We start from the raw sequence: 21,813 nt of genomic DNA, 5'->3' as shown, positions 1-21,813 counted from the left end.
ACGTGACGACCGACCACCTCGCGGCGCTCGAGCAGGCCGTCGAGCGCCTCGCGCTCCTCGTCCGTGACGCGGCGGGCGACGAGCCCGTCCCGGCCTGCGCGCCGTGGACCGTGCGCGACCTGGTGCTGCACACCGGCACGGTGCACCGGTGGGCCGCCTCGATCGTCCTGAGCGGCCAGCGCCTGGCCGAGCCGTCGGCGCCGGTGGTGCCGGACGACCTCGCCGACTGGTACGCCCTTACCGCCGCCGCGCTGGTGGCCGCCCTGCGGGCCGTCGACCCGTCCGAGCCCGTCCCCAACTTCTCGCGGGTCGACGAGACGGCGGCGTTCTGGCCGCGGCGCCAGCTGCACGAGGTGACGGTGCACACCGTCGACGTCCTGCAGGCGCTGGGCCACGACGCGTCGCGCACCGACGTGCCGGCCGCCCTGGCCGGCGACGGCGTCGACGAGGTGCTGCGGGTCTTCTTCCCCCGCATGACCGCACGGGGCGCCCGTCCCGACGTGAGGTCGCGCGTGCGCCTCGTCGCGGACGACGTCGACGCGTCGTGGGTCGTCGCGCCCGCGGACGACCCGGCGGCGACCCCGGTGCTGCTTCCCTCCTCGACCGCCGACGTCGACCAGACGGTGACGGGGCGGGCGTCCGACCTCTACCTCGCGCTGTGGCACCGGGTCCCGGCCGACCGCCTGCGATGCCGGGGCGACGACGCCGTGGCGCTGCTCGCCGGGCCGACCACGCCGTGAACGTGTCGTGAACGACGAGCGCGATCGGGACCTGAATTTGTTTCGAGGCGGGGGAGCCCGGTAGTATTTTCCTCTGTGCCTGAACTCATCAGGCCGGTGCACGCATCCTGCCGGATCGCACGGTGGCGAGTGCATCACGACTCATGGCTCGCGCCAGCCAGAAGAAGGAAGTTTGTAGTGCCCACGATCAACCAGCTGGTCCGCAAGGGCCGCCAGCGCAAGGTCGTCAAGACGACGACTCCCGCGCTCAAGGGTTCGCCCCAGCGACGCGGTGTCTGCACCCGCGTCTACACCACGACCCCCAAGAAGCCGAACTCCGCGCTTCGCAAGGTCGCGCGTGTCAAGCTGTCGAGCGGTACCGAGGTCACTGCCTACATTCCCGGCGAGGGCCACAACCTGCAGGAGCACTCGATCGTGCTCGTGCGCGGTGGCCGTGTGAAGGACCTTCCCGGCGTTCGCTACAAGATCATCCGTGGCGCCCTCGACACGCAGGCCGTCAAGGGTCGCAAGCAGGCCCGCAGCCTGTACGGCGCCAAGAAGGAGAAGAAGTAATGCCTCGTAAGGGACCCGCGCCCAAGCGCGTCGTCGAGACCGACCCCGTCTACGGGAGCCAGCTCGTCACCTCACTCATCAACAAGGTCCTGGTCGACGGCAAGAAGCAGGTCGCCCAGCGCATCGTGTACACCGCCCTCGAGGGCACCCGTGAGAAGTCGGGCACCGACCCGGTCATCACGCTCAAGCGCGCGCTCGACAACGTCAAGCCCGCCATCGAGGTCAAGAGCCGACGCGTCGGCGGCGCCACCTACCAGGTGCCGATCGAGGTCCGCGCGACCCGCCAGAACACCCTGGCCCTGCGCTGGCTCGTCAGCTACGCCGGCTCGCGCCGCGAGAAGACGATGGCCGAGCGCCTCATGAACGAGCTCCTCGACGCCAGCAACGGCCTCGGCGGCGCCGTCAAGAAGCGCGAGGACACGCACAAGATGGCCGAGGCCAACAAGGCGTTCGCCCACTACCGCTGGTAAGTCAGCACCACCTCCACCTCTCGTCTCGCCCATGACACCGGGCAGGCGGGGCATCCGCACCAAAGGAAGCGATCACACTCGTGGCAACCGACATCACCACCGACCTCAACAGGGTCCGCAACATCGGCATCATGGCGCACATCGATGCCGGCAAGACCACGACGACCGAGCGCATCCTGTTCTACACCGGCATCAACTACAAGATCGGTGAGGTCCACGACGGCGGCGCCACGATGGACTGGATGGAGCAGGAGCAGGAGCGCGGCATCACGATCACGTCGGCCGCGACGACCTGCTGGTGGAAGGACAACCAGATCAACATCATCGACACCCCCGGGCACGTCGACTTCACCGTCGAGGTCGAGCGCAACCTGCGCGTCCTCGACGGTGCGGTCGCCGTGTTCGACGGTGTCGCCGGCGTCGAGCCGCAGTCCGAGACGGTCTGGCGCCAGGCCGACAAGTACGGCGTCCCGCGCATGTGCTTCGTCAACAAGCTCGACCGCACCGGCGCCAGCTTCGACTACTGCGTCAAGACCATCCGTGAGCGCCTCGGCGCCACGGCCCTCGTCCTGCAGGTGCCGATCGGCGCCGAGGGCGACTTCATCGGCGTCGTCGACCTGATCGGCAACCGCGCGCTGGTCTGGCGCGGCGAGACCGCGATCGGTGAGGACTACACCGTCGAGGAGATCCCCGCCGACCTCGTCGACGAGGCCGCCGAGGCCCGCACCGAGATGATCGAGACGCTGGCCGACCAGGACGACGAGTTCGCCGAGGCCTACCTCGACGGCGCCGAGATCACCCCCGAGCTGCTGAAGCCGGCCATCCGTCGCGCGACGCTGGCCGCCAAGCTCAACCCCGTCCTGTGCGGCACGGCGTTCAAGAACAAGGGCGTCCAGCCCCTGCTCGACGCCGTCATCGACTTCCTCCCGTCGCCGATCGACGTCGGCGCCATCACGGGCCTCGACCCCCGCGACGAGAGCAAGACCGACACGCGCAAGCCCGAGGAGAGCGAGCCGTTCGCGGCCCTCGCCTTCAAGATCGCGTCCGACCCGCACCTGGGCAAGCTGACCTACCTGCGCGTCTACTCCGGTCGCCTCGAGGCCGGCTCGACCGTCATCAACGTGACGAAGGGCCGCAAGGAGCGCATCGGCAAGATCTACCAGATGCACGCCAACAAGCGCGCCGAGATCGCCTCGGTCGGCGCCGGCCAGATCGTCGCCGTGATGGGTCTGAAGGACACCACCACGGGCGAGACGCTCGCCGATCCGCAGAACCAGATCGTGCTCGAGTCGATGACGTTCCCCGCGCCGGTCATCCAGGTCGCGATCGAGCCCAAGACCAAGAGCGACCAGGAGAAGCTGGGCACCGCGATCCAGCGCCTCGCCGAGGAGGACCCGACGTTCCAGGTCCACACCGACGAGGAGACCGGCCAGACGATCATCGCCGGCATGGGCGAGCTCCACCTCGACATCCTCGTCGACCGCATGAAGCGCGAGTTCAACGTCGAGGCCAACGTCGGCAAGCCGCAGGTCGCGTACCGCGAGACCATCAAGCGCAAGGTCGAGAACGTCAGCTACACCCACAAGAAGCAGACGGGTGGCTCGGGCCAGTTCGCCAAGGTCATCATCTCGATCGAGCCCACGGGCCCCCTCGCCGGCGGCGAGGGCGGCTACGAGTTCGACAACGCCGTCTCCGGTGGCCGCGTGCCCCGCGAGTACATCCCGTCGGTCGACCAGGGTGCGCAGGACGCCATGCAGTTCGGTGTCCTCGCCGGCTACCAGATGGTCGACGTCAAGGTGACCCTGGAGGACGGCGCGTACCACGACGTCGACTCCTCGGAGCTCGCCTTCAAGCTCGCCGGTTCCATGGCGTTCAAGGAAGCGGCTCGCAAGGCCGATCCGGTGATCCTCGAGCCCGTGTTCGCGGTCGAGGTCACCACGCCCGAGGACTACATGGGCGACGTGATCGGCGACCTCAACTCTCGCCGTGGCCAGGTTCAGGCCATGGAGGAAGGGATGGGCGGCGTCAAGATCGTCAAGGCGATCGTCCCCCTCTCCGAGATGTTCGGGTATGTGGGCGACCTGAGGTCCAAGACCTCGGGCCGTGCGTCATACTCGATGCAGTTCGACTCCTACGCGGAGGTTCCCAAGAACGTCGCGGAAGAGATCATCAAAAAGGCCCGCGGCGAGTAACAGCGGTCCATCTCATAAGATGGCCTGAGGTACTCGTGCCGCGAGTATCCGACGGCGTTCAACAGCAACCAATTCGAAGAAGGAGCCCCACGTGGCTAAGGCGAAGTTCGAGCGGACCAAGCCGCACATGAACATCGGCACCATCGGTCACATCGACCACGGTAAGACGACTCTTACCGCGGCGATCACCAAGGTGCTGCACGACAAGTACCCCGACCTGAACGAGGCCTCGGCCTTCGACCAGATCGACAAGGCGCCGGAAGAGAAGCAGCGCGGCATCACGATCTCCATCTCGCACGTCGAGTACCAGACCGAGAACCGCCACTACGCGCACGTCGACTGCCCGGGTCACGCGGACTATGTCAAGAACATGATCACCGGTGCGGCTCAGATGGACGGCGCGATCCTCGTGGTCGCCGCCACCGACGGCCCCATGCCCCAGACGCGTGAGCACGTGCTGCTCGCGAAGCAGGTCGGCGTGCCCGCGATGGTCGTCGCGCTCAACAAGTGCGACATGGTCGACGACGAGGAGATCCTGGAGCTCGTCGAGCTCGAGGTCCGCGAGCTCCTGAGCGATCAGGACTTCGACGGCGACAACGTCCCCGTCGTCAAGGTGGCGGCCGTCCCGGCCCTCGCCGGCGACGCCAAGTGGGGCGAGTCGGTCCTCGAGCTCATGCAGGCCGTCGACGATTACATCCCGATGCCCCCGCGTGAGACGGACAAGCCGTTCCTCATGCCGGTCGAGGACGTCTTCACGATCACCGGTCGTGGAACCGTCATCACGGGTCGTATCGAGCGCGGCATCGTCAAGGTGACCGACACGGTCGACATCATCGGCATCCGCGACACGAAGCAGACCACGACGGTCACGGGCATCGAGATGTTCCGCAAGCTGCTCGACGAGGGTCAGGCCGGCGAGAACGTCGGACTGCTCCTGCGCGGTACCAAGCGCGAGGACGTCGAGCGCGGCATGGTCATCATCGCGCCCGGTTCCACGACTCCCCACACGGAGTTCGAGGGTCAGGTCTACATCCTGTCGAAGGAGGAGGGTGGCCGTCACACGCCGTTCTTCAACAACTACCGTCCGCAGTTCTACTTCCGCACGACGGACGTCACCGGCGTCGTCACGCTGCCCGAGGGCACCGAGATGGTCATGCCCGGCGACAACACCGAGATGAGCGTCGAGCTCATCCAGCCCATCGCCATGGAGGACGGACTCCGGTTCGCCATCCGTGAGGGTGGACGCACGGTCGGCGCTGGTCGCGTCACCAAGATCAACAAGTGATCCCGGCCGTCACCTGACGGCTGAACCCGATCACGACGAGGGCCCCGTCCCAGCTTCGGCTGGGGCGGGGCCCTTCGTCGTGTCCGGACCGTGGTGTCGGGAGTGGTTGTCATGGGCGTCCTGTGGGTGGACACCGTCGTCGCGGATGACGGGACGGGGGCCTAGCCTCATAGCCATGGGACACGACCACGCGCACGGCACCGGGGTGCAGCATCGAGGGCGCCTCGCGATGGTCCTCGCCCTGTCGCTGGGTGTCTTCGTGGTCGAGGCGGTCGTCGCGGCGATCACCGGGAGCCTCGCGCTGCTGGCCGACGCGGGCCACGTGCTGGGCGACTCGTTCGGCATCGTCATGGCGCTGGCGGCGATCACGGTGGCGCAGCGCGGGGGAGGCCCGGGCTCGCGGCGCACGTTCGGGTACCAGCGCACCGAGATCCTCGCGGCAGGCCTCAACGGACTCATCCTGCTGGGCCTGGCGGTGTGGGTCACGTCCAGCGCGGTGAGCCGCTTCGGCGACGCCCCCGAGCTCGACGGTGGGCTGATCCTCGTGGCCGGCGCGACGGGCCTGGTCGTCAACGTCGTCGGCCTGGTGCTGCTGCGGGGCGGCTCGCAGGAGAGCCTCAACGTGCGGGGCGCCTACCTCGAGGTCGTGGGCGACGCGCTGGGCTCGGTCGCCGTGCTGGTGTCGGCCGTCGTCATCCTGCTCACGGGCTGGTACGCGGCCGACGCGATCGCGTCGCTGACGATCGCGGCGATGATCGTGCCGCGTGCGGTCTCGCTGCTGCGCGACGTCGTCGAGGTGCTGCTCGAGTCGACGCCCGAGCACGTCGACCTGGTCGAGCTGCGCGACCACATCGTCGGCACCGACGGGGTCAAGGACGTCCACGACCTGCACGTGTGGACCATCACCTCGGGCATGCCGGTCATGAGCGCGCACGTCGTCGTCGACGACGAGGTGACCGGGATGGTCGAGGCCCACGCCGTCCTCGACCGCCTGCGCGGCTGCCTGGCCGAGCACTTCGACGTCGAGCACTCGACGTTCCAGATCGAGCCCGCCGGGCACCGCGACTCCGAGCACCACGTGCACCACTGAGACGCACGCGAGGGCCCAGCCCCCAGTGGGGGGCCGGACCCTCGCCGGGGTGCCGGGCGGTGGACCGTCAGGACGCCGGCAGCTCGATCGTCCAGATCTTCTCGGGGATCGGGTCGCCGCCGCCGATGACGCTGGCGGCCAGCCGCTTGTACTGCAGCTGGTAGGCGTCCGCGCGGGTGTTGACCTGGAAGGCGACCCAGCCGGTCGTCCGCTCGCCGGCGCTCGCGGTCTCCCACGGGGTGAAGCCGGCCGCGGTCATGTCGTCGTCGATGATGCCCGTCGTCGAGCCGGCCAGCTCGTCGTCGGTCTGGTAGAGCGTGAAGCCGCCCTGGATGCCGCCGCTGAACTTGTCGCCGGCCGCGGTGTCGAGCTCGAGGAGCACCCACTCGCCGCCGCCGTCGGGGATGTTGGTGCGCGACGGTGCCTGGAAGTCGCGGACCATGCCCGTGATCTTGACGGTGTCGCCCAGCACGTCGTCCTGGATCGTCTGGTCGACCGGCAGCTCGGCCTGCTGGGCGTCCGGGGCGTCCGTCGTCTCGGGGGCGGCGGGGGTGGTCGCGGACGTCTCGGGGGTCGTGGCGGCCTCGTCGCCGCTGCTGTCGGAGCCTCCGCACGCGGAGACCGCGAGGAGCGCGGCCGCCGTCGCGGCGACGAGGGAGCGTCGGATGGTCTTGCTCATGGTGGACAACCTCGTTCGTTGGTCGCACGAGGGCCCTTTACCCCCGCGCAGGACACGGACAGCCTTTCAGACAGCCGTGCGCCGATGTCGGGCGGGCGTCAGCAGATGCTGTCGTCCGACCGCGGCACCCCGAGCCCGAACAGGGGGCGGAGCTTGAGCCCGACCCACGTCCCGGCCAGGGCGACCGCTCCCCAGATCCAGCCCGACAGGCTGCCGGTCGAGATGCCGCCCAGGTAGGCGCCGATGTTGCAGCCCGAGGCGAGCCGGGCGCCGATGCCCAGCAGGATGCCGCCGATGAACGCGGCCGCGACCTCCTTGCCCGTGAACCGGTGACGGAACGACCAGACGCCGGCCAGGGTCGCGGCGATCGCGGCGCCCAGGATGATGCCGATGTTGGTCAGGGAGTTCTTGTCGGCCAGGACGGGGCCGGCGAGCTGCTCGGCCTGCCCCGGCTGCTGCCAGAACGACCAGAGCTCGGGGTGCAGACCGACGAGCTGCAGCACCTTGGCGCCCCACAGCCCGAAGGCGCTCGTGACGCCCCAGATGCCGCCCGACACCAGCAGGACACCAGCGGCCAGCACCGCGAGCACGACGGCGCCGGTCAGCATCGGCCACGAGCCGCGCCAGACCCGCNCGCGGCTGCCGGCCACGATCGCCAGCAGCGCGGCGATCGTGACGGCCCATGCGCCGCCGTAGCCGACGTGGTCCTGCAGCAGCACGGGCTCGAACGTCGGCAGGTCGTCGACCAGGCCGAACTGCCACGTGTAGAGGACCGAGCCCACGATGAAGCCGAGCAGCGTCACGAGCACGCTGGACTGCCCCGACCCGACGGCGAACAGGGTGCCGGACGCGCACGCGCCACCCAGCTGCATGCCGAGGCCGAACAGGAACGAGCCCAGCAGCAGCGCGACCCCGATCTGACCGCCCGCCGGCTGCGGGGTCGATCCGAACAGGCCCGTGCCCGACGCCAGCAGCAGCATGCACAGCGTCGCCGCGGTGCCGAGCAGCAGCGCGTGCGCCCGCACGCCGGCACCGTTGCCGACCGCGACGAGCTGGCGCCAGCCCGACGTGAAGCCGAACCGGGCGTGGAAGAGCGCGACACCGAGGCCAAGACCCAGGGCGAGCAGCACGGCGAACTTGGCGCCGTGCTGGCTGCCGACGACCGCCACGAGCGCGACGGCGACGACGGCGACGCCGATCAGCGGTCCGCGCTGGACGGGGGGCGCCTCCTCCTGCGGGGGAGGCAGGGCGCACGTGGGAGCGGGTCCGAGAAGGGCTGTCATCCCTCCACGGTAGGCAGGTCGCGGACGCCCGCGTGACGCGTCCCGTCCCCTGAGACGACACCGATTTGTCTTTCACGCCACGGGTCTGTCAGAATAGTTCGGTTGCTCCGGCTCGATCGCTGGGGTGTCGTTCGTCCGGCCTCTCACGCCGATCCATGACGCGGCACCGAAACTGAGATCGAGCTTGTCCCGCTGAGGCGGGTCCAACCACCTAACTCGACACGTGTGTGACGCATGCTCTTCAAACGGCCGCGACACGCCCGACCTCGGGGGTCGGCGGTGGGGAGGAGCCCTTCTCCCTCGATCCGGGGCGAGACTGCGAAGCGAACGAACGTAAAGGACAAGCGAGAGCATGGCGGGACAAAAAATCCGTATCCGGCTCAAGGCCTACGACCACGAGGTCATTGACTCGTCGGCGCGCAAGATCGTCGACACGGTGACGCGCACGGGCGCCAAGGTCGCAGGACCGGTGCCGCTGCCCACCGAGAAGAACGTGTTCTGTGTGATCCGTTCGCCGCACAAGTACAAGGACAGCCGCGAGCACTTCGAGATGCGCACGCACAAGCGTCTCATCGACATCATTGACCCGACGCCCAAGACAGTCGACTCGCTCATGCGCCTCGACCTGCCGGCCGGCGTCGACATCGAGATCAAGCTCTGAGGGGAGCCAGCGACCAATGAGCGACACCAGCACAGCCACCACGCGCGGCCTCCTCGGCCGCAAGCTCGGCATGACCCAGGTCTGGGATGCCGACAACAAGATCATTCCCGTCACGGTCATCGCCGCCGACACCAACGTCGTCACGCAGATCCGCACGCGTGAGACCGACGGCTACTCCGCCGTCCAGGTCGGCTTTGGCGAGATCGACGGCCGCAAGGTCAACAAGCCGGTCAGCGGCCACTTCGCGAAGGCCGGCGTCACGCCGCGTCGTCACGTCGTCGAGATCCGCACCGAGGCCATCTCCGACTACACGCTGGGCCAGGAGATCTCCCCGGAGATCTTCGCCGCGGGCGACGTCGTCGACGTCACCGCGACCAGCAAGGGCAAGGGCTTCGCCGGCGTCATGAAGCGTCACGGCTTCCACGGCGTGGGCGCCTCGCACGGCGCGCACCGCAACCACCGCAAGCCCGGCTCGATCGGTGGCTGCGCCACCCCGGGTCGCGTCTTCAAGGGTCTGCGCATGGCCGGTCACATGGGTGCCGAGCAGGTCACCACCCAGAACCTCAAGGTCCACGCGGTCGACACCGACAAGGGCGTCATCCTGATCAAGGGCGCGGTTCCCGGCCCCAAGGGTGCCCTCGTCGTCATCCGCTCTGCAGTGAAGGGAGCCTGACGATCATGGTCAACACCATCGACGCTCAGCTGCCCGTCGACATCTTCGACGTCCAGACGAACATCCCGCTGATCCACCAGGTCGTCGTCGCGCAGCTCGCGGCGGCTCGCCAGGGCACGCACAGCACCAAGTCACGGGGCGAGGTGTCCGGCGGCGGCAAGAAGCCCTACCGCCAGAAGGGCACCGGCCGCGCCCGTCAGGGCTCGATCCGCGCACCCCAGTACAACGGTGGTGGCATCGTGCACGGCCCGACGCCGCGCGACTACTCGCAGCGCACCAACAAGAAGATGAAGGCCGCCGCCCTGCGCGGAGCCCTCTCGGACCGCGCTCGCACGGGTCGCCTGCACGTCGTCGAGAGCATCGTGGGCGGCGACAAGCCGTCGACGAAGCTCGCGCTGGCGACGCTGCTCGAGCTCACGCCGCGCCCCCGCGTCCTGATCGTCGTCGACCGTGACGACACCGTGACGGCGCTGAGCCTGCGCAACCACGACCACGCGAACATCCTGACGTTCGACCAGCTCAACACGTACGACGTGCTGAAGGCCGACGACCTGATCTTCACGCAGGCCGCGTTCGACGCCTTCGTGGCGGCGCGCTCGACCGAGGGCGTCGAGACGGTCTCGCTGAGCGCCCACGCGACCGAGGTGTCCAAGAACGACAAGGCTCCCGGCGCTCCCAAGAAGGCTGCCGCCAAGAAGACGCCCGCCAAGAAGGCCGCTGCGGCCACGGTCGTCGAGACCCCCGCCGCCGAGGCCGACGAGGCCCCGGCCGCCGAGGCCAAGCCGGCCAAGGCGACGGGCACCGCGACGCAGCCCTACGGTCCGGGCTCGAAGGCGCCCCTCAAGAGCGGCAACGCTCCCAAGGGCCACGAGATCAAGGGCAACGAGGACTCGATGAAGTACCACGAGCCCGACACCCAGTGGTACGACTCGACGGTCGCCGAGGTCTGGTTCGACTCCGCCGAGACGGCCGAGGCCGCCGGCTTCACGAAGGCAGGAGACGCCTGATGAGCACGATCTACAAGGACCACCGCGACGTTCTGATCGCGCCGGTCGTCAGCGAGAAGAGCTACGGCCTGCTCGACGACAACAAGTACACGTTCGTGGTGCACCCCGACGCCAACAAGACGGAGATCAAGATCGCCGTCGAGAAGATCTTCGGTGTCAAGGTCACCGCGGTCAACACGCTCAACCGCAAGGGCAAGACCCGTCGCACCAAGTCGGGTCTTGGCAAGCGCAAGGACACGAAGCGAGCAATCGTCAGTGTCGCTGCCGGTCAGAGCATCGACATCTTCTCGACGCCGAGCGCCTGAGGACTGAGGACACATGGCTATTCGCAAGTACAAGCCGACCACGCCGGGCCGCCGAGGCTCCAGCGTCGCCGACTTCGCCGAGATCACCCGCACCACGCCGGAGAAGTCCCTGGTGGAGCCGCTGCCCAAGAAGGGTGGCCGCAACAACCAGGGCCGGATCACGACGCGGCACCAGGGTGGCGGACACAAGCGCGCCTACCGCATCATCGACTTCCGTCGCTACGACAAGGACGGCGTCCCCGCGAAGGTCGCCCACATCGAGTACGACCCCAACCGCACGGCGCGCATCGCGCTCCTGCACTACGCGGACGGCGAGAAGCGCTACATCATCGCGCCCGAGGGTCTCAAGCAGGGCATGACCGTCGAGGCCGGCGTCGGCTCCGACATCAAGGTCGGCAACAACCTGCCGCTGCGCAACATCCCCGTCGGAACGCTGCTGCACAACATCGAGCTCCGCCCCGGTGGCGGCGCGAAGATGGGCCGTTCGGCCGGCGTCCGCGTCCAGCTCGTCGCGAAGGAGGGCGCCAAGGCTCAGCTGCGTCTGCCCTCCGGCGAGATGCGCTACGTCGACGTCCGCTGCCGCGCCACGATCGGCGAGGTCGGCAACGCCGAGCAGTCCAACATCAACTGGGGCAAGGCAGGCCGCAACCGCTGGAAGGGCAAGCGCCCGACCGTCCGTGGTGTCGCCATGAACCCGGTCGACCACCCGCACGGTGGTGGTGAGGGCAAGACGTCCGGTGGACGTCACCCCGTCTCCCCGTGGGGCAAGCCGGAGGGCCGCACGCGCAAGCGCAAGGCCAGCGACTCCCAGATCGTCCGCCGCCGCAAGTCCGGCCGCTGAGCCGGAACCAGGAGAGAATCGATATGCCACGCAGTTTGAAGAAGGGTCCGTTCGTTGACGGGCACCTCGAGAAGAAGGTCGACGTCCAGAACGCGGCCGACACGCACACCGTGATCAAGACCTGGTCGCGCCGCTCGATGATCCTGCCGTCCTTCATCGGACACACGATCGCCGTGCACGACGGCCGCAAGCACGTGCCCGTGTTCATCACGGACTCGATGGTGGGTCACAAGCTGGGCGAGTTCGCCCCGACCCGCACGTTCCGCGGTCACGAGAAGGACGACCGGAAGGCGAAGAGGCGATGAGTGCAGCTACCCGTGAGAACATCAGCGCGCGTCGCGAGCGCCTGCTGGGCGACGAGCCCGGCGCGTTCGCCGTGGCGCGGTTCGTGCGCGTCACCGCGCAGAAGTCGCGCCGCATCGGCGACCTGATCCGCGGCGAGTCCGTGGACAACGCCCTGGCCACCCTGCAGTTCGCGCCGCAGGCCGTCGCCGAGGTCTTCTACAAGCTCGTCGACAGCGCTGCTGCCAACGCCGAGTCGACCGAGGGCCTCGACCGCTCCTCGCTGATCATCACGACGGTCCACGTCGACGAGGGTCCGACGATGAAGCGCTGGCGTCCGCGCGCCAAGGGTGCGGCCAACCGCATCCTCAAGCGCAGCAGCCACCTGACCGTCGTCGTCCAGCCGGCCGACTTCGTCGAGGGCAAGCGCCTCGCCGCTGCCTCCAAGAACTCCAAGAAGAAGGGCGGGAACCGATAGTGGGACAGAAGATCAACCCTCACGGGTTCCGACTCGGCATCTCCACCGATCACAAGAGCCGTTGGTACGCCGACAAGCTCTACAAGAGCTACGTCGGTGAGGACGTCCAGATCCGCAAGATGCTCACCAAGGGCATGGACCGCGCGGGCATCAGCCGTGTCGAGATCGAGCGCACGCGTGAGCGTGTCCGCGTCGACATCCACACCGCTCGTCCCGGCATCGTCATCGGCCGCCGTGGCGCCGAGGCCGACCGCATCCGCGGCGACCTCGAGAAGCTCACGGGCAAGCAGGTGCAGCTGAACATCCTCGAGGTCAAGAACCCCGAGATGGACGCGCAGCTGGTGGCCCAGGGCGTCGCCGAGCAGCTCTCGGGTCGCGTGCAGTTCCGTCGCGCGATGCGCAAGGCCATGCAGTCGACGATGCGTTCGGGCGCCAAGGGCATCCGGATCCAGTGCTCGGGCCGCCTCGGTGGCGCCGAGATGTCGCGCTCGGAGTTCTACCGCGAGGGCCGCGTGCCCCTGCACACGCTCCGCGCCGACGTCGACTACGGCTTCTACGAGGCCAAGACGACCTTCGGCCGCATCGGCGTGAAGGTCTGGATCTACAAGGGCGAGGTCGCGGGCACCCGCGCCGAGCGTGAGGCCGAGGCGGCCAAGCGCGCAGCCGCGCCCGGCAGCAACCGTCGTCCCGCCCGTGGCGGAGCCGCCGGTGGCGCGCGTCGTCCCGAGCGTCCCGCTCGCGACGAGGCCGCTCCCGCCGCGACCGACGCCGCTGCTGCCGCTCCGGCCGAGGCACCCGCCGAGGCCGTCGCCGCTACTCCTGCAGGGGAGGGTTCCTGATGTTGATGCCCCGTAGGGTCAAGTACCGCAAGCAGCACCACCCCGCTCGTCGCGGCGCCGCCAAGGGTGGCACCGAGCTGGCGTTCGGCGACTTCGGCATCCAGTGCATCAGCGCTGCGTACGTGACGAACCGCCAGATCGAGTCCGCTCGTATCGCCATGACGCGTCACATGAAGCGTGGCGGCAAGGTGTGGATCAACATCTACCCCGACCGCCCGCTGACCAAGAAGCCCGCCGAGACCCGCATGGGTTCGGGCAAGGGCTCGCCCGAGTGGTGGGTCGCGAACGTCAAGCCCGGCCGCGTCATGTTCGAGCTGTCCGGCGTCGACGAGAAGACCGCCCGCGAGGCCACGCGCCTCGCGATCCACAAGCTGCCCATGAAGGCACGCTTCATCTCCCGAGAGACAGGTGACCTGTGATGGCTGCAGTGACCACCGCCGCCGAGCTGCGCGCCGTGAGCGCCGAGGACCTGGCCGAGAAGCTGGCCGAGTCCAAGGAAGAGCTGTTCAACCTGCGCTTCCAGAACGCCACGGGTCAGCTCGACAACACCGCCCGCCTGCGCGCGGTCCGCAAGGACATCGCCCGCATCTACACCGTGATGCGTGAGCGCGAGCTCGGCATCGTCGAGGGGGCAGAGGCATGAGCGACGACAAGAAGGCAGAGACAGTGACCAACGATCGCACCGCGCGCAAGACCCGTGAGGGTCTCGTCGTCAGCGACAAGATGGACAAGACCGTCGTGGTCAACGTCGAGGACCGCGTCAAGCACGCGCTCTACGGCAAGGTCCTGCGACGCAACATCAAGCTCAAGGCTCACGACGAGTCCAACGCTGCCGGCATCGGCGACCGGGTCCTGATCATGGAGACCCGTCCGCTCTCGGCGACCAAGCGTTGGCGCATCGTCGAGATCCTCGAGAAGGCCAAGTAGGAGACGACAGATGATTCAGCAGGAGTCTCGACTCAAGGTCGCCGACAACACCGGTGCGAAGGAAATCCTCTGCATCCGTGTCCTCGGTGGCTCGGGCCGTCGTTACGCGGGCATCGGCGACACGATCGTCGCCACCGTGAAGGACGCCATCCCCGGCGGAAACGTCAAGAAGGGCGATGTCGTCAAGGCTGTCGTCGTGCGCACCGTCAAGGAGCGCCGTCGTCCCGATGGTTCGTACATCAAGTTCGACGAGAACGCAGCCGTCATCCTCAAGGCGGACGGAGACCCGCGCGGCACGCGCATCTTCGGCCCCGTCGGCCGTGAGCTTCGCGACAAGAAGTTCATGCGCATCATCTCTCTCGCACCGGAGGTGCTCTGACATGGCCCGCAAAGGCACCGTCAGCATTCGCAAGGGTGACCAGGTCAAGGTCATCGCCGGCAAGGACAAGGGCGTGACCGGTTCGGTCATCGAGGTCCTCGCCGAGCACGATCGCGTCATCGTCGAGGGCGTCAACCGCGTCAAGCGCCACACCAAGCCCTCGCAGGCTGGTGGCGTCGGCTCGGGCGGCATCATCACGAGCGAGGCGCCGATCCACATCTCGAACGTCATGCTGCTCGCCGACAAGGAGCCGACCCGCGTCGGCTACCGCCGCGACGACGTCACCAAGACGCGTCCCGACGGCTCGACCTACTCGGCCCAGCGCAGCGTCCGCATCGCCAAGAAGACCGGAAAGGAGATCTGACATGGCAGACGACACCACCACCACGACCGCCACGGCCGCACCGCGTCTGAAGACGCGGTACCGCGAGGAGATCCTCCCGGCCCTGCGTGACCAGTTCGGCTACGACAACGTGATGCAGGTTCCCGGCCTCACCAAGATCGTCGTCAACATGGGCGTCGGCGAGGCCGCCCGCGACGGCAAGCTGATCGAGGGCGCGATCCGCGACCTCACCGCCATCACGGGACAGAAGCCGCAGGTCACCAAGGCCCGCAAGTCCATCGCCCAGTTCAAGCTGCGCGAGGGCATGCCGATCGGCACGCACGTCACGCTGCGCGGCGACCGCATGTGGGAGTTCCTCGACCGTCTGCTGACGCTCGCGCTGCCCCGCATCCGCGACTTCCGCGGCCTGAGCCCCAAGCAGTTCGACGGCCGCGGCAACTACACGTTCGGTCTGACCGAGCAGGTCATGTTCCACGAGATCGACCAGGACAAGATCGACCGCTCGCGCGGCATGGACATCACGGTCGTCACGACGGCGGCCAACGACGACGAGGGGCGCGCGCTGCTCAAGCTGCTCGGCTTCCCCTACAAGGAGAACTGACATGGCGAAGACTGGTCTCAAGGTCAAGGCCGCGCGCAAGCCCAAGTTCGCCGTGCGCGGCTACACCCGCTGCCAGCGGTGCGGCCGTCCCCGCTCGGTGTACAAGAAGTTCGGCCTGTGCCGCATCTGCCTGCGCGAGATGGCGCACCGCGGCGAGCTGCCGGGCATCACCAAGAGCTCCTGGTAGCACCAGGCCTCTCGGCACCACATACCCCTCACACGTCGTAGGTCCCCTCCCACTCCCGTCGAGCTCGCTCGACAGCCCGAGGACGAGACGGAAACCGCGGCGAGAAATGGAACACATGCAATGACAATGACCGATCCGATCGCAGACATGCTCACGCGTGTCCGCAACGGCAACCAGGCGTACCACGACAGCGTGGCCATGCCCTACTCCAAGCTGAAGGCCGGCGTCGCCGAGATCCTGAAGCAGGAGGGCTACATCACGTCGATCGACGTCGCCGAGCCCGCCGAGGGCGAGGTCGGCAAGACGCTGACCATCACCCTCAAGTACGGCCCGCACCGCGAGCGCTCGATCGCCGGCATCCGCCGCATCAGCAAGCCGGGCCTTCGCGTCTACGCGAAGTCGACCGGACTTCCCAAGGTGCTCGGCGGACTCGGTGTCGCCATCATCTCGACCAGCCAGGGTCTGCTCACGGACCGCCAGGCCAACCAGAAGGGCGTAGGCGGAGAAGTCCTCGCCTACGTCTGGTGAGAGGGGTCTGACACATGTCACGCATCGGCAAGATTCCCGTCACGATCCCGTCCGGCGTCGAGGTCACCATCGAGGGCCAGGACATCCGCGTCAAGGGCCCCAAGGGCGAGCTGTCGCACACCATCGCCGAGCCGATCACGGTCGCCAAGGACGAGGACGGCGCACTGTCCGTCGAGCGTCCCAACGACGAGCGCAAGAGCAAGGCCCTCCACGGCCTCTCGCGCACGCTGATCAGCAACATGGTCGTCGGCGTCACCGAGGGATACGAGAAGAAGCTCGAGATCGTCGGCGTCGGTTACCGCGTCGCGCTCAAGGGCCCGACCGAGCTCGAGTTCGCGCTCGGGTTCAGCCACCCGGTCGTCGTCAAGGCGCCCGAGGGCATCACGTTCGCCGTCGAGAAGCCCACCGCGTTCTCGGTCATCGGCATCGACAAGCAGGCCGTCGGTGAGGTCGCCGCGAACATCCGCAAGATCCGCAAGCCCGAGCCCTACAAGGGCAAGGGCGTCCGTTACGCCGGCGAGCACGTGCGTCGCAAGGTCGGAAAGGCTGGTAAGTAGTCCATGGCTATCTCGATCAGGCACAACAAGAGCGTCAAGGGTCGTACGGCATCGCGTCTGCGCCGCCAGATCCGTGGTCGCAAGAAGATCCACGGCTCGGCCGAGCGTCCGCGTCTCGTCGTCACCCGCTCCAACAAGCACCTCGTGGCCCAGGTCGTCGACGACCTCCAGGGACACACGCTGGCATCGGCGTCCACGATGGAGGCCGACCTGCGCGGGCTCGACGGTGACAAGACCGCCAAGGCCAAGCGTGTCGGCGAGCTCGTGGCCGACCGCGCCAAGGCCGCCGGTGTCGCCACCGTGGTCTTCGACCGCGCCGGCAACAAGTACGCGGGACGCGTCGCGGCTCTGGCCGACGGCGCCCGCGAGGGCGGACTGGAGTTCTGATGACGAAGGTCAACACCACTGAAATTCTCTCAATCGTGAGGAGTGCCGCATGAGCGGGCAGCAGCGCCGCGGAGGCGGAGGCGGACGGGGCCGTGACAACGGTCGCGGCGCCGAGAAGTCGCAGTACATCGAGAAGGTCGTCACGATCAACCGTGTCGCCAAGGTCGTCAAGGGTGGTCGTCGCTTCAGCTTCACCGCCCTCGTGATCGTCGGCGACGGCGACGGTCAGGTCGGCATCGGCTACGGCAAGGCCAAGGAAGTTCCCACCGCGATCTCCAAGGGTGTCGAAGAGGCCAAGAAGTCCTTCTTCCGCGTCCCCCGGATCCAGGGCACGATCCCGCACCCGGTGCAGGGCGAGAAGGCGGCCGGTGTCGTCTTCCTGCGTCCCGCATCGCCCGGTACCGGCGTCATCGCCGGTGGCCCGGTGCGCGCCGTGCTCGAGGCTGCTGGCGTCCACGACGTCCTCAGCAAGTCGCTGGGCTCGTCCAACGCGATCAACATCGTCCACGCGACCGTGGCGGCCCTGCGCCTGCTCGAGTCGCCCGAGGACGTCGCATCGCGTCGCGGCCTGACGGTCGAGCAGGTCGCCCCGGCGGCCCTGCTGCGGGCCGGCAAGGAAGGCATCGCCGAGGCCAAGGCCAAGGCTGACGCCGGAGCGGGTGTCTGATGGCGAAGATCCAGGTCACCCAGATCAAGTCGGGCATCGGCCGCAAGCCCAACCAGCGCGAGACGCTGCGTTCGTTGGGTCTCAAGCGGATCGGTGACGTCGTCGTCAAGGAAGACCGTCCGGAGATCCGCGGCATGGCTGAGTCCATCCCGCACCTCGTGGACCTCAAGGAGGTTGATTGATCATGGCGCTCAAGCTGCACCACCTGCGCCCCGCCCCCGGAGCCAAGACCGCCAAGACCCGCGTGGGTCGCGGTGAGGCCTCGAAGGGCAAGACGGCCGGACGCGGAACCAAGGGCACCAAGGCCCGCTACCAGGTTCCTGCCGGCTTCGAGGGTGGACAGGTTCCCATCCACATGCGACTGCCGAAGCTGAAGGGGTTCAAGAACCCGTTCCGCGAGGAGTACCAGGTCGTCAACCTCGACCGCATCAACGAGCTCTACCCCGATGGTGGTGACATCGACGTCGCGTCGCTGGTCGCCAACGGAGCGGTCCGCAAGGGTCGTCCGGTCAAGGTCCTCGGACAGGGCGACATCACCGTCAAGGTCCAGGTCACGGCGAACAAGTTCTCCGCCTCGGCCAAGAGCAAGATCGAAGCAGCCGGCGGTTCCACCACCGTGCTGTGATCCTGAAACGGCGGAATCCTCCCTCGGAGGGTTCCGCCGTTCTGGGTGACTGTTAGAGTCACACCGCGGGCGAGAGCCCGCTTTTGTCCGTTCTACCCACGCACGCAAGTGCACGAGGAGGATCACGGTGCTCAGCGCCTTCGTCCACGCCTTCCGGACGCCCGACCTGCGGAAGAAGATCCTCTTCGTCCTGTTCGTCATCGTCCTGTTCCGACTCGGCTCGACGATGCCCGCGCCGGGCATCAACGTCGGCAACGTCCAGGACGCCGTCCAGGCCGCCTCGACGGGTGAGAACAGCAGCCTGTTCGCGCTGATCAACGTCTTCTCCGGCGGTGCCCTGCTGCAGCTGACGGTGTTCGCGCTGGGCATCATGCCCTACATCACCGCGAGCATCATCCTGCAGCTGCTCGTCGTGGTGATCCCTCGGCTCGAGGCCCTCAAGAAGGAGGGCCAGGCCGGGCAGACCAAGATCACGCAGTACACGCGCTACCTGACGCTGGGCCTGGCGATCCTCCAGGCGACCGGCATCGTCGCGCTGGCCCGCAGCGGCAACCTGTTCGGCGGCGCCGAGCAGGGCCGCCCCCTGCTCTACAACCCCGACAGCATCCTGTCGTTCCTGCTGATCGTGCTGACGATGGTCGCCGGAACCGCCGTGATCATGTGGCTGGGCGAGCTCATCACCGACCGCGGTGTCGGCAACGGCATGTCGATCCTGATCTTCACGCAGGTCGTCGCGACGTTCCCGGGCGCCATGTGGCAGATCAAGCAGACCAAGGGCTGGACGACCTTCGTCGCGGTCATCGCGATCGGTCTGGTCATCGTCGCCGCGGTGATCTTCATCGAGCAGGCGCAGCGCCGCATCCCGGTGCAGTACGCCAAGCGCATGGTCGGGCGTCGCATGTTCGGCGGCTCCTCGACGTACATCCCGCTCAAGGTCAACCAGGCCGGCATCATCCCGGTCATCTTCGCCTCGAGCCTGATGTACCTGCCGGCGCTGATGGCGCAGTTCAACTCGGGTGCGCCATGGGCCACCTGGATCAACGACAACTTCGTCAAGGGCGACCACCCGCTGTACATGGCGACGTTCTTCCTGCTGATCGTGTTCTTCACGTACTTCTACGTGTCGATCACCTTCAACCCCGAGGAGGTCGCCGACAACATGAAGAAGTACGGCGGCTTCATCCCCGGCATCCGTGCTGGTCGCCCGACCCAGGACTACCTGGGCTACGTGCTGAGCCGCATCACGGCTCCCGGTGCGCTGTACCTCGGCCTGATCGCGCTGATCCCGATGATCGCCATCGCGGCGATCGGGGCCAGTCAGAACTTCCCGTTCGGCGGCACGACGCTGTTGATCATCGTCGGCGTCGGCCTCGACACGGTCAAGCAGATCGAGAGCCAGCTGCAGCAGCGCAACTACGAAGGGTTCCTGAAGTAAAATGCGACTCCTCATCATGGGCCCGCCGGGGGCGGGCAAGGGAACACAGGCCGTCGGACTGGCCGAGCGCATCGGTGGGGCGCACATCTCGACGGGCGACATCTTCCGTGCGAACGTCCGCGACCAGACCGAGCTCGGGCAGACCGCCCAGCGCTTCATGGACGCGGGCGAGTACGTGCCCGACGAGGTCACCAACGCGATGGTCAAGGACCGTCTGGCCCAGTCCGACGCGACCGAGGCGTTCATCCTCGACGGGTACCCGCGCACGGTCGACCAGGTCTCGACGCTCGACGGCATCCTCGCCGAGCTGGGCGCACCGCTCGACGGCGTCATCGAGCTCGTCGTCGATCCCGAGGAGCTCATCCAGCGGCTGCTCAAGCGCGCCGAGACGTCCGGTCGGGTCGACGACACCGAGGACGTCGTGCGGCACCGCCAGGAGGTCTACACCGCCGAGACGGCCCCGCTGCTCGAGGTCTACGGATCGCGCGGTCTGCTGATCAAGGTCGACGGCGTCGGCGAGGTCGACGAGGTCTCGCGCCGCATCGACGCCGCCCTGCCGTCGTAGGCTCGGGCCGCTGATGTTCGACCGCGGCATCGAGATCAAGACCCCCGACCAGATCGCCACGATGCGCGAGGCCGGCCTGGTCGTGGGACGCACCCTCGAGCTGCTCCGCGCCGAGGCGCGGGCCGGCATGACGACCCGTGACCTCGACGCGATGGCGCACCAGCACATCCTCGACGCGGGCGCCACGTCGAACTTCCTGCACTACGGCGCGCACGGCCCCTCGGGCGAGGGCGGCTTCGACGGCGTCATCTGCACGTCGGTCAACGACGAGGTCGTGCACGGCGTCCCCGGCTCCCGGGTGCTGCGCGACGGCGACATCATCTCGATCGACTGCGGGGCGATCGTCGACGGCTGGCACGGCGATGCCGCGACGACCATCGCGATCGGCGAGGTGCCCGATGACGTCGCCGCCCTGATGCGCGTCACCGAGGACGCGATGTGGCGCGGCATCGCGGCGGCCGCGCTGGGTGGCCGCGTGGGCGACATCAGCCACGCGATCGAGACCGCCGTCGACGCCGCCGGAGACTACGGGATCGTCGAGGGCTACACGGGCCACGGCATCGGCTCGGCGATGCACCAGGCGCCCGACGTGCCCAACTACGGACGTCCGCGGCGCGGTCCCAAGCTCGTGAAGGGCATGGCCCTGGCCGTCGAGCCGATGGTGACCCTCGGCGGTGGTGCCACCCGCACGCTGGCCGACGACTGGACCGTCGTGACGACCGACGGCTCGCGGGCGGCGCACTTCGAGCACACCTTCACGCTGACCGACACCGGGACGTGGGTGCTGACCGCGCTCGACGGCGGCCGTGAGCGACTGGCTGCGCTGGGCGTGCCCTATGGGGGACACTGACCGGATGAGGATCCTCGCCGCACCAGCCGCCACCGTCGCGCTGCTGCTGGCGAGCGCCTGCGGATCCGACGCGGGGTCGGGGGCCACGAGCCCCGAGGACGCCGTCTCGCGCTTGATGGCGGCCCTCGAGGACGGCAGCTGCCCCGACGTGCAGGACGTCGTGGTGACGCCCGACCTGGTCGACTGCGAGCAGGTCGGGACGCTGCGCGGCAGCTATGCCGACGACGGCGTCGACCTCGACGACGTGTCGCTGTCGGCCGGCGAGGTCGTCGACGACAGCTCGTCGGTCACGGCCGACCTCGGGGCGGGCCAGGACGCCGAGACGTGGCAGGTCGAGCGCGTGGACGGCTCCTGGAAGGTGCTGTTCGACTCCGAGGAGTGACGC

Annotated in this window: 33 protein-coding genes and 1 pseudogene; 31 read left to right on the top strand and 3 right to left on the bottom strand. The window is 68.1% G+C overall.

Annotation, left to right across the window (positions count from 1 at the left end; all coding sequences use genetic code 11):
• The first annotated feature begins 2 nt into the window (after positions 1-2).
• The 6 genes from IFT73_RS10355 (at position 3) to IFT73_RS10330 (ending at position 6,329) form a co-directional block, all read left to right on the top strand.
• Positions 3-740: a maleylpyruvate isomerase N-terminal domain-containing protein gene (locus IFT73_RS10355; protein ID WP_192167563.1), complete on the top strand. Its 738-nt coding sequence runs from the start codon at positions 3-5 to the stop codon at positions 738-740.
• A 177-nt stretch (positions 741-917) separates the two neighbouring features.
• Positions 918-1,292, top strand: a complete 375-nt coding sequence (gene rpsL / locus IFT73_RS10350; RefSeq protein WP_056606137.1) for a 30S ribosomal protein S12 — start codon at positions 918-920, stop codon at positions 1,290-1,292.
• Positions 1,292-1,762, top strand: a complete 471-nt coding sequence (gene rpsG, locus IFT73_RS10345; protein WP_056606140.1) for a 30S ribosomal protein S7 — start codon at positions 1,292-1,294, stop codon at positions 1,760-1,762. The genes rpsL and rpsG overlap by 1 nt, the downstream gene beginning before the upstream one ends.
• An 80-nt stretch (positions 1,763-1,842) precedes the next feature.
• On the top strand, positions 1,843-3,954 hold the full coding sequence (gene fusA / locus IFT73_RS10340; protein WP_056606144.1) for an elongation factor G: 2,112 nt from the start codon (positions 1,843-1,845) through the stop codon (positions 3,952-3,954).
• Between the two features lie 91 nt (positions 3,955-4,045).
• On the top strand, positions 4,046-5,239 hold the full coding sequence (gene tuf / locus IFT73_RS10335) for an elongation factor Tu (RefSeq protein ID WP_056606147.1): 1,194 nt from the start codon (positions 4,046-4,048) through the stop codon (positions 5,237-5,239).
• Between the two features lie 175 nt (positions 5,240-5,414).
• Entirely contained in the window at positions 5,415-6,329 is a 915-nt protein-coding gene (locus IFT73_RS10330) for a cation diffusion facilitator family transporter (RefSeq protein WP_192167562.1), read from the top strand.
• A 67-nt stretch (positions 6,330-6,396) separates the two neighbouring features.
• On the opposite strand, the gene IFT73_RS10325 is transcribed toward IFT73_RS10330, so the two are convergent.
• The 3 genes and pseudogenes from IFT73_RS10325 to IFT73_RS18970 all read right to left on the bottom strand — a co-directional run.
• Complete coding sequence (locus IFT73_RS10325) at positions 6,397-7,008, bottom strand: hypothetical protein (RefSeq protein ID WP_056606151.1); 612 nt, start codon at positions 7,006-7,008, stop codon at positions 6,397-6,399.
• 98 nt (positions 7,009-7,106) lie between these two features.
• Positions 7,107-7,641: pseudogene (locus IFT73_RS18975) on the bottom strand (YeeE/YedE thiosulfate transporter family protein); the annotation flags it as partial.
• A gap of 1 nt (position 7,642) precedes the next feature.
• A partial coding sequence (locus IFT73_RS18970; RefSeq protein WP_244633304.1) for a YeeE/YedE thiosulfate transporter family protein occupies positions 7,643-8,291 on the bottom strand: 649 nt, incomplete at its 3' end.
• Between the two features lie 352 nt (positions 8,292-8,643).
• Here IFT73_RS18970 and rpsJ point away from each other — a divergent pair.
• The 25 genes from rpsJ (at position 8,644) to IFT73_RS10195 (ending at position 21,810) form a co-directional block, all read left to right on the top strand.
• Positions 8,644-8,952: a 30S ribosomal protein S10 gene (gene rpsJ, locus IFT73_RS10315; protein ID WP_012923688.1), complete on the top strand. Its 309-nt coding sequence runs from the start codon at positions 8,644-8,646 to the stop codon at positions 8,950-8,952.
• Between the two features lie 16 nt (positions 8,953-8,968).
• Positions 8,969-9,625 carry a 50S ribosomal protein L3 gene (gene rplC / locus IFT73_RS10310; protein WP_056606159.1) on the top strand — a complete coding sequence of 219 codons (657 nt, stop codon included), beginning with the start codon at positions 8,969-8,971 and terminating at the stop codon, positions 9,623-9,625.
• A 5-nt stretch (positions 9,626-9,630) separates the two neighbouring features.
• Entirely contained in the window at positions 9,631-10,632 is a 1,002-nt protein-coding gene (gene rplD / locus IFT73_RS10305; protein ID WP_056606164.1) for a 50S ribosomal protein L4, read from the top strand.
• Positions 10,632-10,937, top strand: coding sequence for a 50S ribosomal protein L23 (gene rplW / locus IFT73_RS10300; protein WP_056606167.1), 306 nt, complete (start codon positions 10,632-10,634; stop codon positions 10,935-10,937). The genes rplD and rplW overlap by 1 nt, the downstream gene beginning before the upstream one ends.
• Before the next feature lie 13 nt (positions 10,938-10,950).
• Positions 10,951-11,778, top strand: a complete 828-nt coding sequence (gene rplB, locus IFT73_RS10295; RefSeq protein ID WP_056606170.1) for a 50S ribosomal protein L2 — start codon at positions 10,951-10,953, stop codon at positions 11,776-11,778.
• Between the two features lie 23 nt (positions 11,779-11,801).
• A complete protein-coding gene (gene rpsS / locus IFT73_RS10290; RefSeq protein WP_056606173.1) occupies positions 11,802-12,083 on the top strand; it encodes a 30S ribosomal protein S19 in 282 nt (93 codons plus the stop codon).
• Entirely contained in the window at positions 12,080-12,538 is a 459-nt protein-coding gene (gene rplV, locus IFT73_RS10285; RefSeq protein ID WP_082556053.1) for a 50S ribosomal protein L22, read from the top strand. Before rpsS ends, rplV begins: the two co-directional genes overlap by 4 nt.
• Positions 12,538-13,377: a 30S ribosomal protein S3 gene (rpsC, locus tag IFT73_RS10280; RefSeq protein ID WP_056606178.1), complete on the top strand. Its 840-nt coding sequence runs from the start codon at positions 12,538-12,540 to the stop codon at positions 13,375-13,377. The genes rplV and rpsC overlap by 1 nt, the downstream gene beginning before the upstream one ends.
• A complete protein-coding gene (gene rplP / locus IFT73_RS10275; protein WP_056606181.1) occupies positions 13,377-13,796 on the top strand; it encodes a 50S ribosomal protein L16 in 420 nt (139 codons plus the stop codon). Before rpsC ends, rplP begins: the two co-directional genes overlap by 1 nt.
• Entirely contained in the window at positions 13,796-14,020 is a 225-nt protein-coding gene (gene rpmC, locus IFT73_RS10270; RefSeq protein WP_056606182.1) for a 50S ribosomal protein L29, read from the top strand. The genes rplP and rpmC overlap by 1 nt, the downstream gene beginning before the upstream one ends.
• The gene (rpsQ, locus tag IFT73_RS10265) at positions 14,017-14,304 is read left to right on the top strand and encodes a 30S ribosomal protein S17 (RefSeq protein WP_056606185.1); all 288 of its coding nucleotides are present in this window, start codon (positions 14,017-14,019) and stop codon (positions 14,302-14,304) included. The genes rpmC and rpsQ overlap by 4 nt, the downstream gene beginning before the upstream one ends.
• Positions 14,305-14,314: 10 nt before the next feature.
• Positions 14,315-14,683: a 50S ribosomal protein L14 gene (gene rplN / locus IFT73_RS10260; RefSeq protein ID WP_056209423.1), complete on the top strand. Its 369-nt coding sequence runs from the start codon at positions 14,315-14,317 to the stop codon at positions 14,681-14,683.
• A 1-nt stretch (position 14,684) separates the two neighbouring features.
• Complete coding sequence (gene rplX, locus IFT73_RS10255) at positions 14,685-15,047, top strand: 50S ribosomal protein L24 (protein WP_056606188.1); 363 nt, start codon at positions 14,685-14,687, stop codon at positions 15,045-15,047.
• 1 nt (position 15,048) lies between these two features.
• On the top strand, positions 15,049-15,627 hold the full coding sequence (rplE, locus tag IFT73_RS10250) for a 50S ribosomal protein L5 (RefSeq protein ID WP_056606190.1): 579 nt from the start codon (positions 15,049-15,051) through the stop codon (positions 15,625-15,627).
• Position 15,628: 1 nt separating this feature from the next.
• The gene (locus IFT73_RS10245) at positions 15,629-15,814 is read left to right on the top strand and encodes a type Z 30S ribosomal protein S14 (RefSeq protein ID WP_056209415.1); all 186 of its coding nucleotides are present in this window, start codon (positions 15,629-15,631) and stop codon (positions 15,812-15,814) included.
• A 120-nt stretch (positions 15,815-15,934) separates the two neighbouring features.
• Positions 15,935-16,342, top strand: coding sequence for a 30S ribosomal protein S8 (gene rpsH / locus IFT73_RS10240; protein WP_056606194.1), 408 nt, complete (start codon positions 15,935-15,937; stop codon positions 16,340-16,342).
• Positions 16,343-16,356: 14 nt separating this feature from the next.
• Positions 16,357-16,899 (top strand): 50S ribosomal protein L6, encoded by a 543-nt coding sequence (rplF, locus tag IFT73_RS10235; protein ID WP_056606197.1) that lies wholly within the window; start codon positions 16,357-16,359, stop codon positions 16,897-16,899.
• A 3-nt stretch (positions 16,900-16,902) separates the two neighbouring features.
• The gene (rplR, locus tag IFT73_RS10230) at positions 16,903-17,286 is read left to right on the top strand and encodes a 50S ribosomal protein L18 (protein WP_056606200.1); all 384 of its coding nucleotides are present in this window, start codon (positions 16,903-16,905) and stop codon (positions 17,284-17,286) included.
• Positions 17,287-17,335: 49 nt separating this feature from the next.
• Entirely contained in the window at positions 17,336-17,953 is a 618-nt protein-coding gene (rpsE, locus tag IFT73_RS10225) for a 30S ribosomal protein S5 (RefSeq protein WP_056606204.1), read from the top strand.
• Positions 17,953-18,135, top strand: a complete 183-nt coding sequence (gene rpmD, locus IFT73_RS10220) for a 50S ribosomal protein L30 (protein WP_056606208.1) — start codon at positions 17,953-17,955, stop codon at positions 18,133-18,135. Before rpsE ends, rpmD begins: the two co-directional genes overlap by 1 nt.
• 2 nt (positions 18,136-18,137) lie before the next feature.
• On the top strand, positions 18,138-18,578 hold the full coding sequence (gene rplO, locus IFT73_RS10215; RefSeq protein ID WP_056606211.1) for a 50S ribosomal protein L15: 441 nt from the start codon (positions 18,138-18,140) through the stop codon (positions 18,576-18,578).
• Positions 18,579-18,705: 127 nt separating this feature from the next.
• Positions 18,706-20,013, top strand: coding sequence for a preprotein translocase subunit SecY (gene secY / locus IFT73_RS10210; protein WP_192167560.1), 1,308 nt, complete (start codon positions 18,706-18,708; stop codon positions 20,011-20,013).
• A gap of 1 nt (position 20,014) precedes the next feature.
• Entirely contained in the window at positions 20,015-20,578 is a 564-nt protein-coding gene (locus tag IFT73_RS10205) for an adenylate kinase (protein WP_056606216.1), read from the top strand.
• A 13-nt stretch (positions 20,579-20,591) separates the two neighbouring features.
• The gene (gene map / locus IFT73_RS10200; RefSeq protein ID WP_192167559.1) at positions 20,592-21,428 is read left to right on the top strand and encodes a type I methionyl aminopeptidase; all 837 of its coding nucleotides are present in this window, start codon (positions 20,592-20,594) and stop codon (positions 21,426-21,428) included.
• 4 nt (positions 21,429-21,432) lie between these two features.
• On the top strand, positions 21,433-21,810 hold the full coding sequence (locus IFT73_RS10195; protein ID WP_056606222.1) for a hypothetical protein: 378 nt from the start codon (positions 21,433-21,435) through the stop codon (positions 21,808-21,810).
• Positions 21,811-21,813 lie beyond the last annotated feature (3 nt).

This window comes from Aeromicrobium sp. CFBP 8757 (assembly GCF_014841755.1).
Taxonomy (GTDB): domain Bacteria; phylum Actinomycetota; class Actinomycetes; order Propionibacteriales; family Nocardioidaceae; genus Aeromicrobium.
This window is presented reverse-complemented; position numbering and strand designations above follow the sequence as displayed.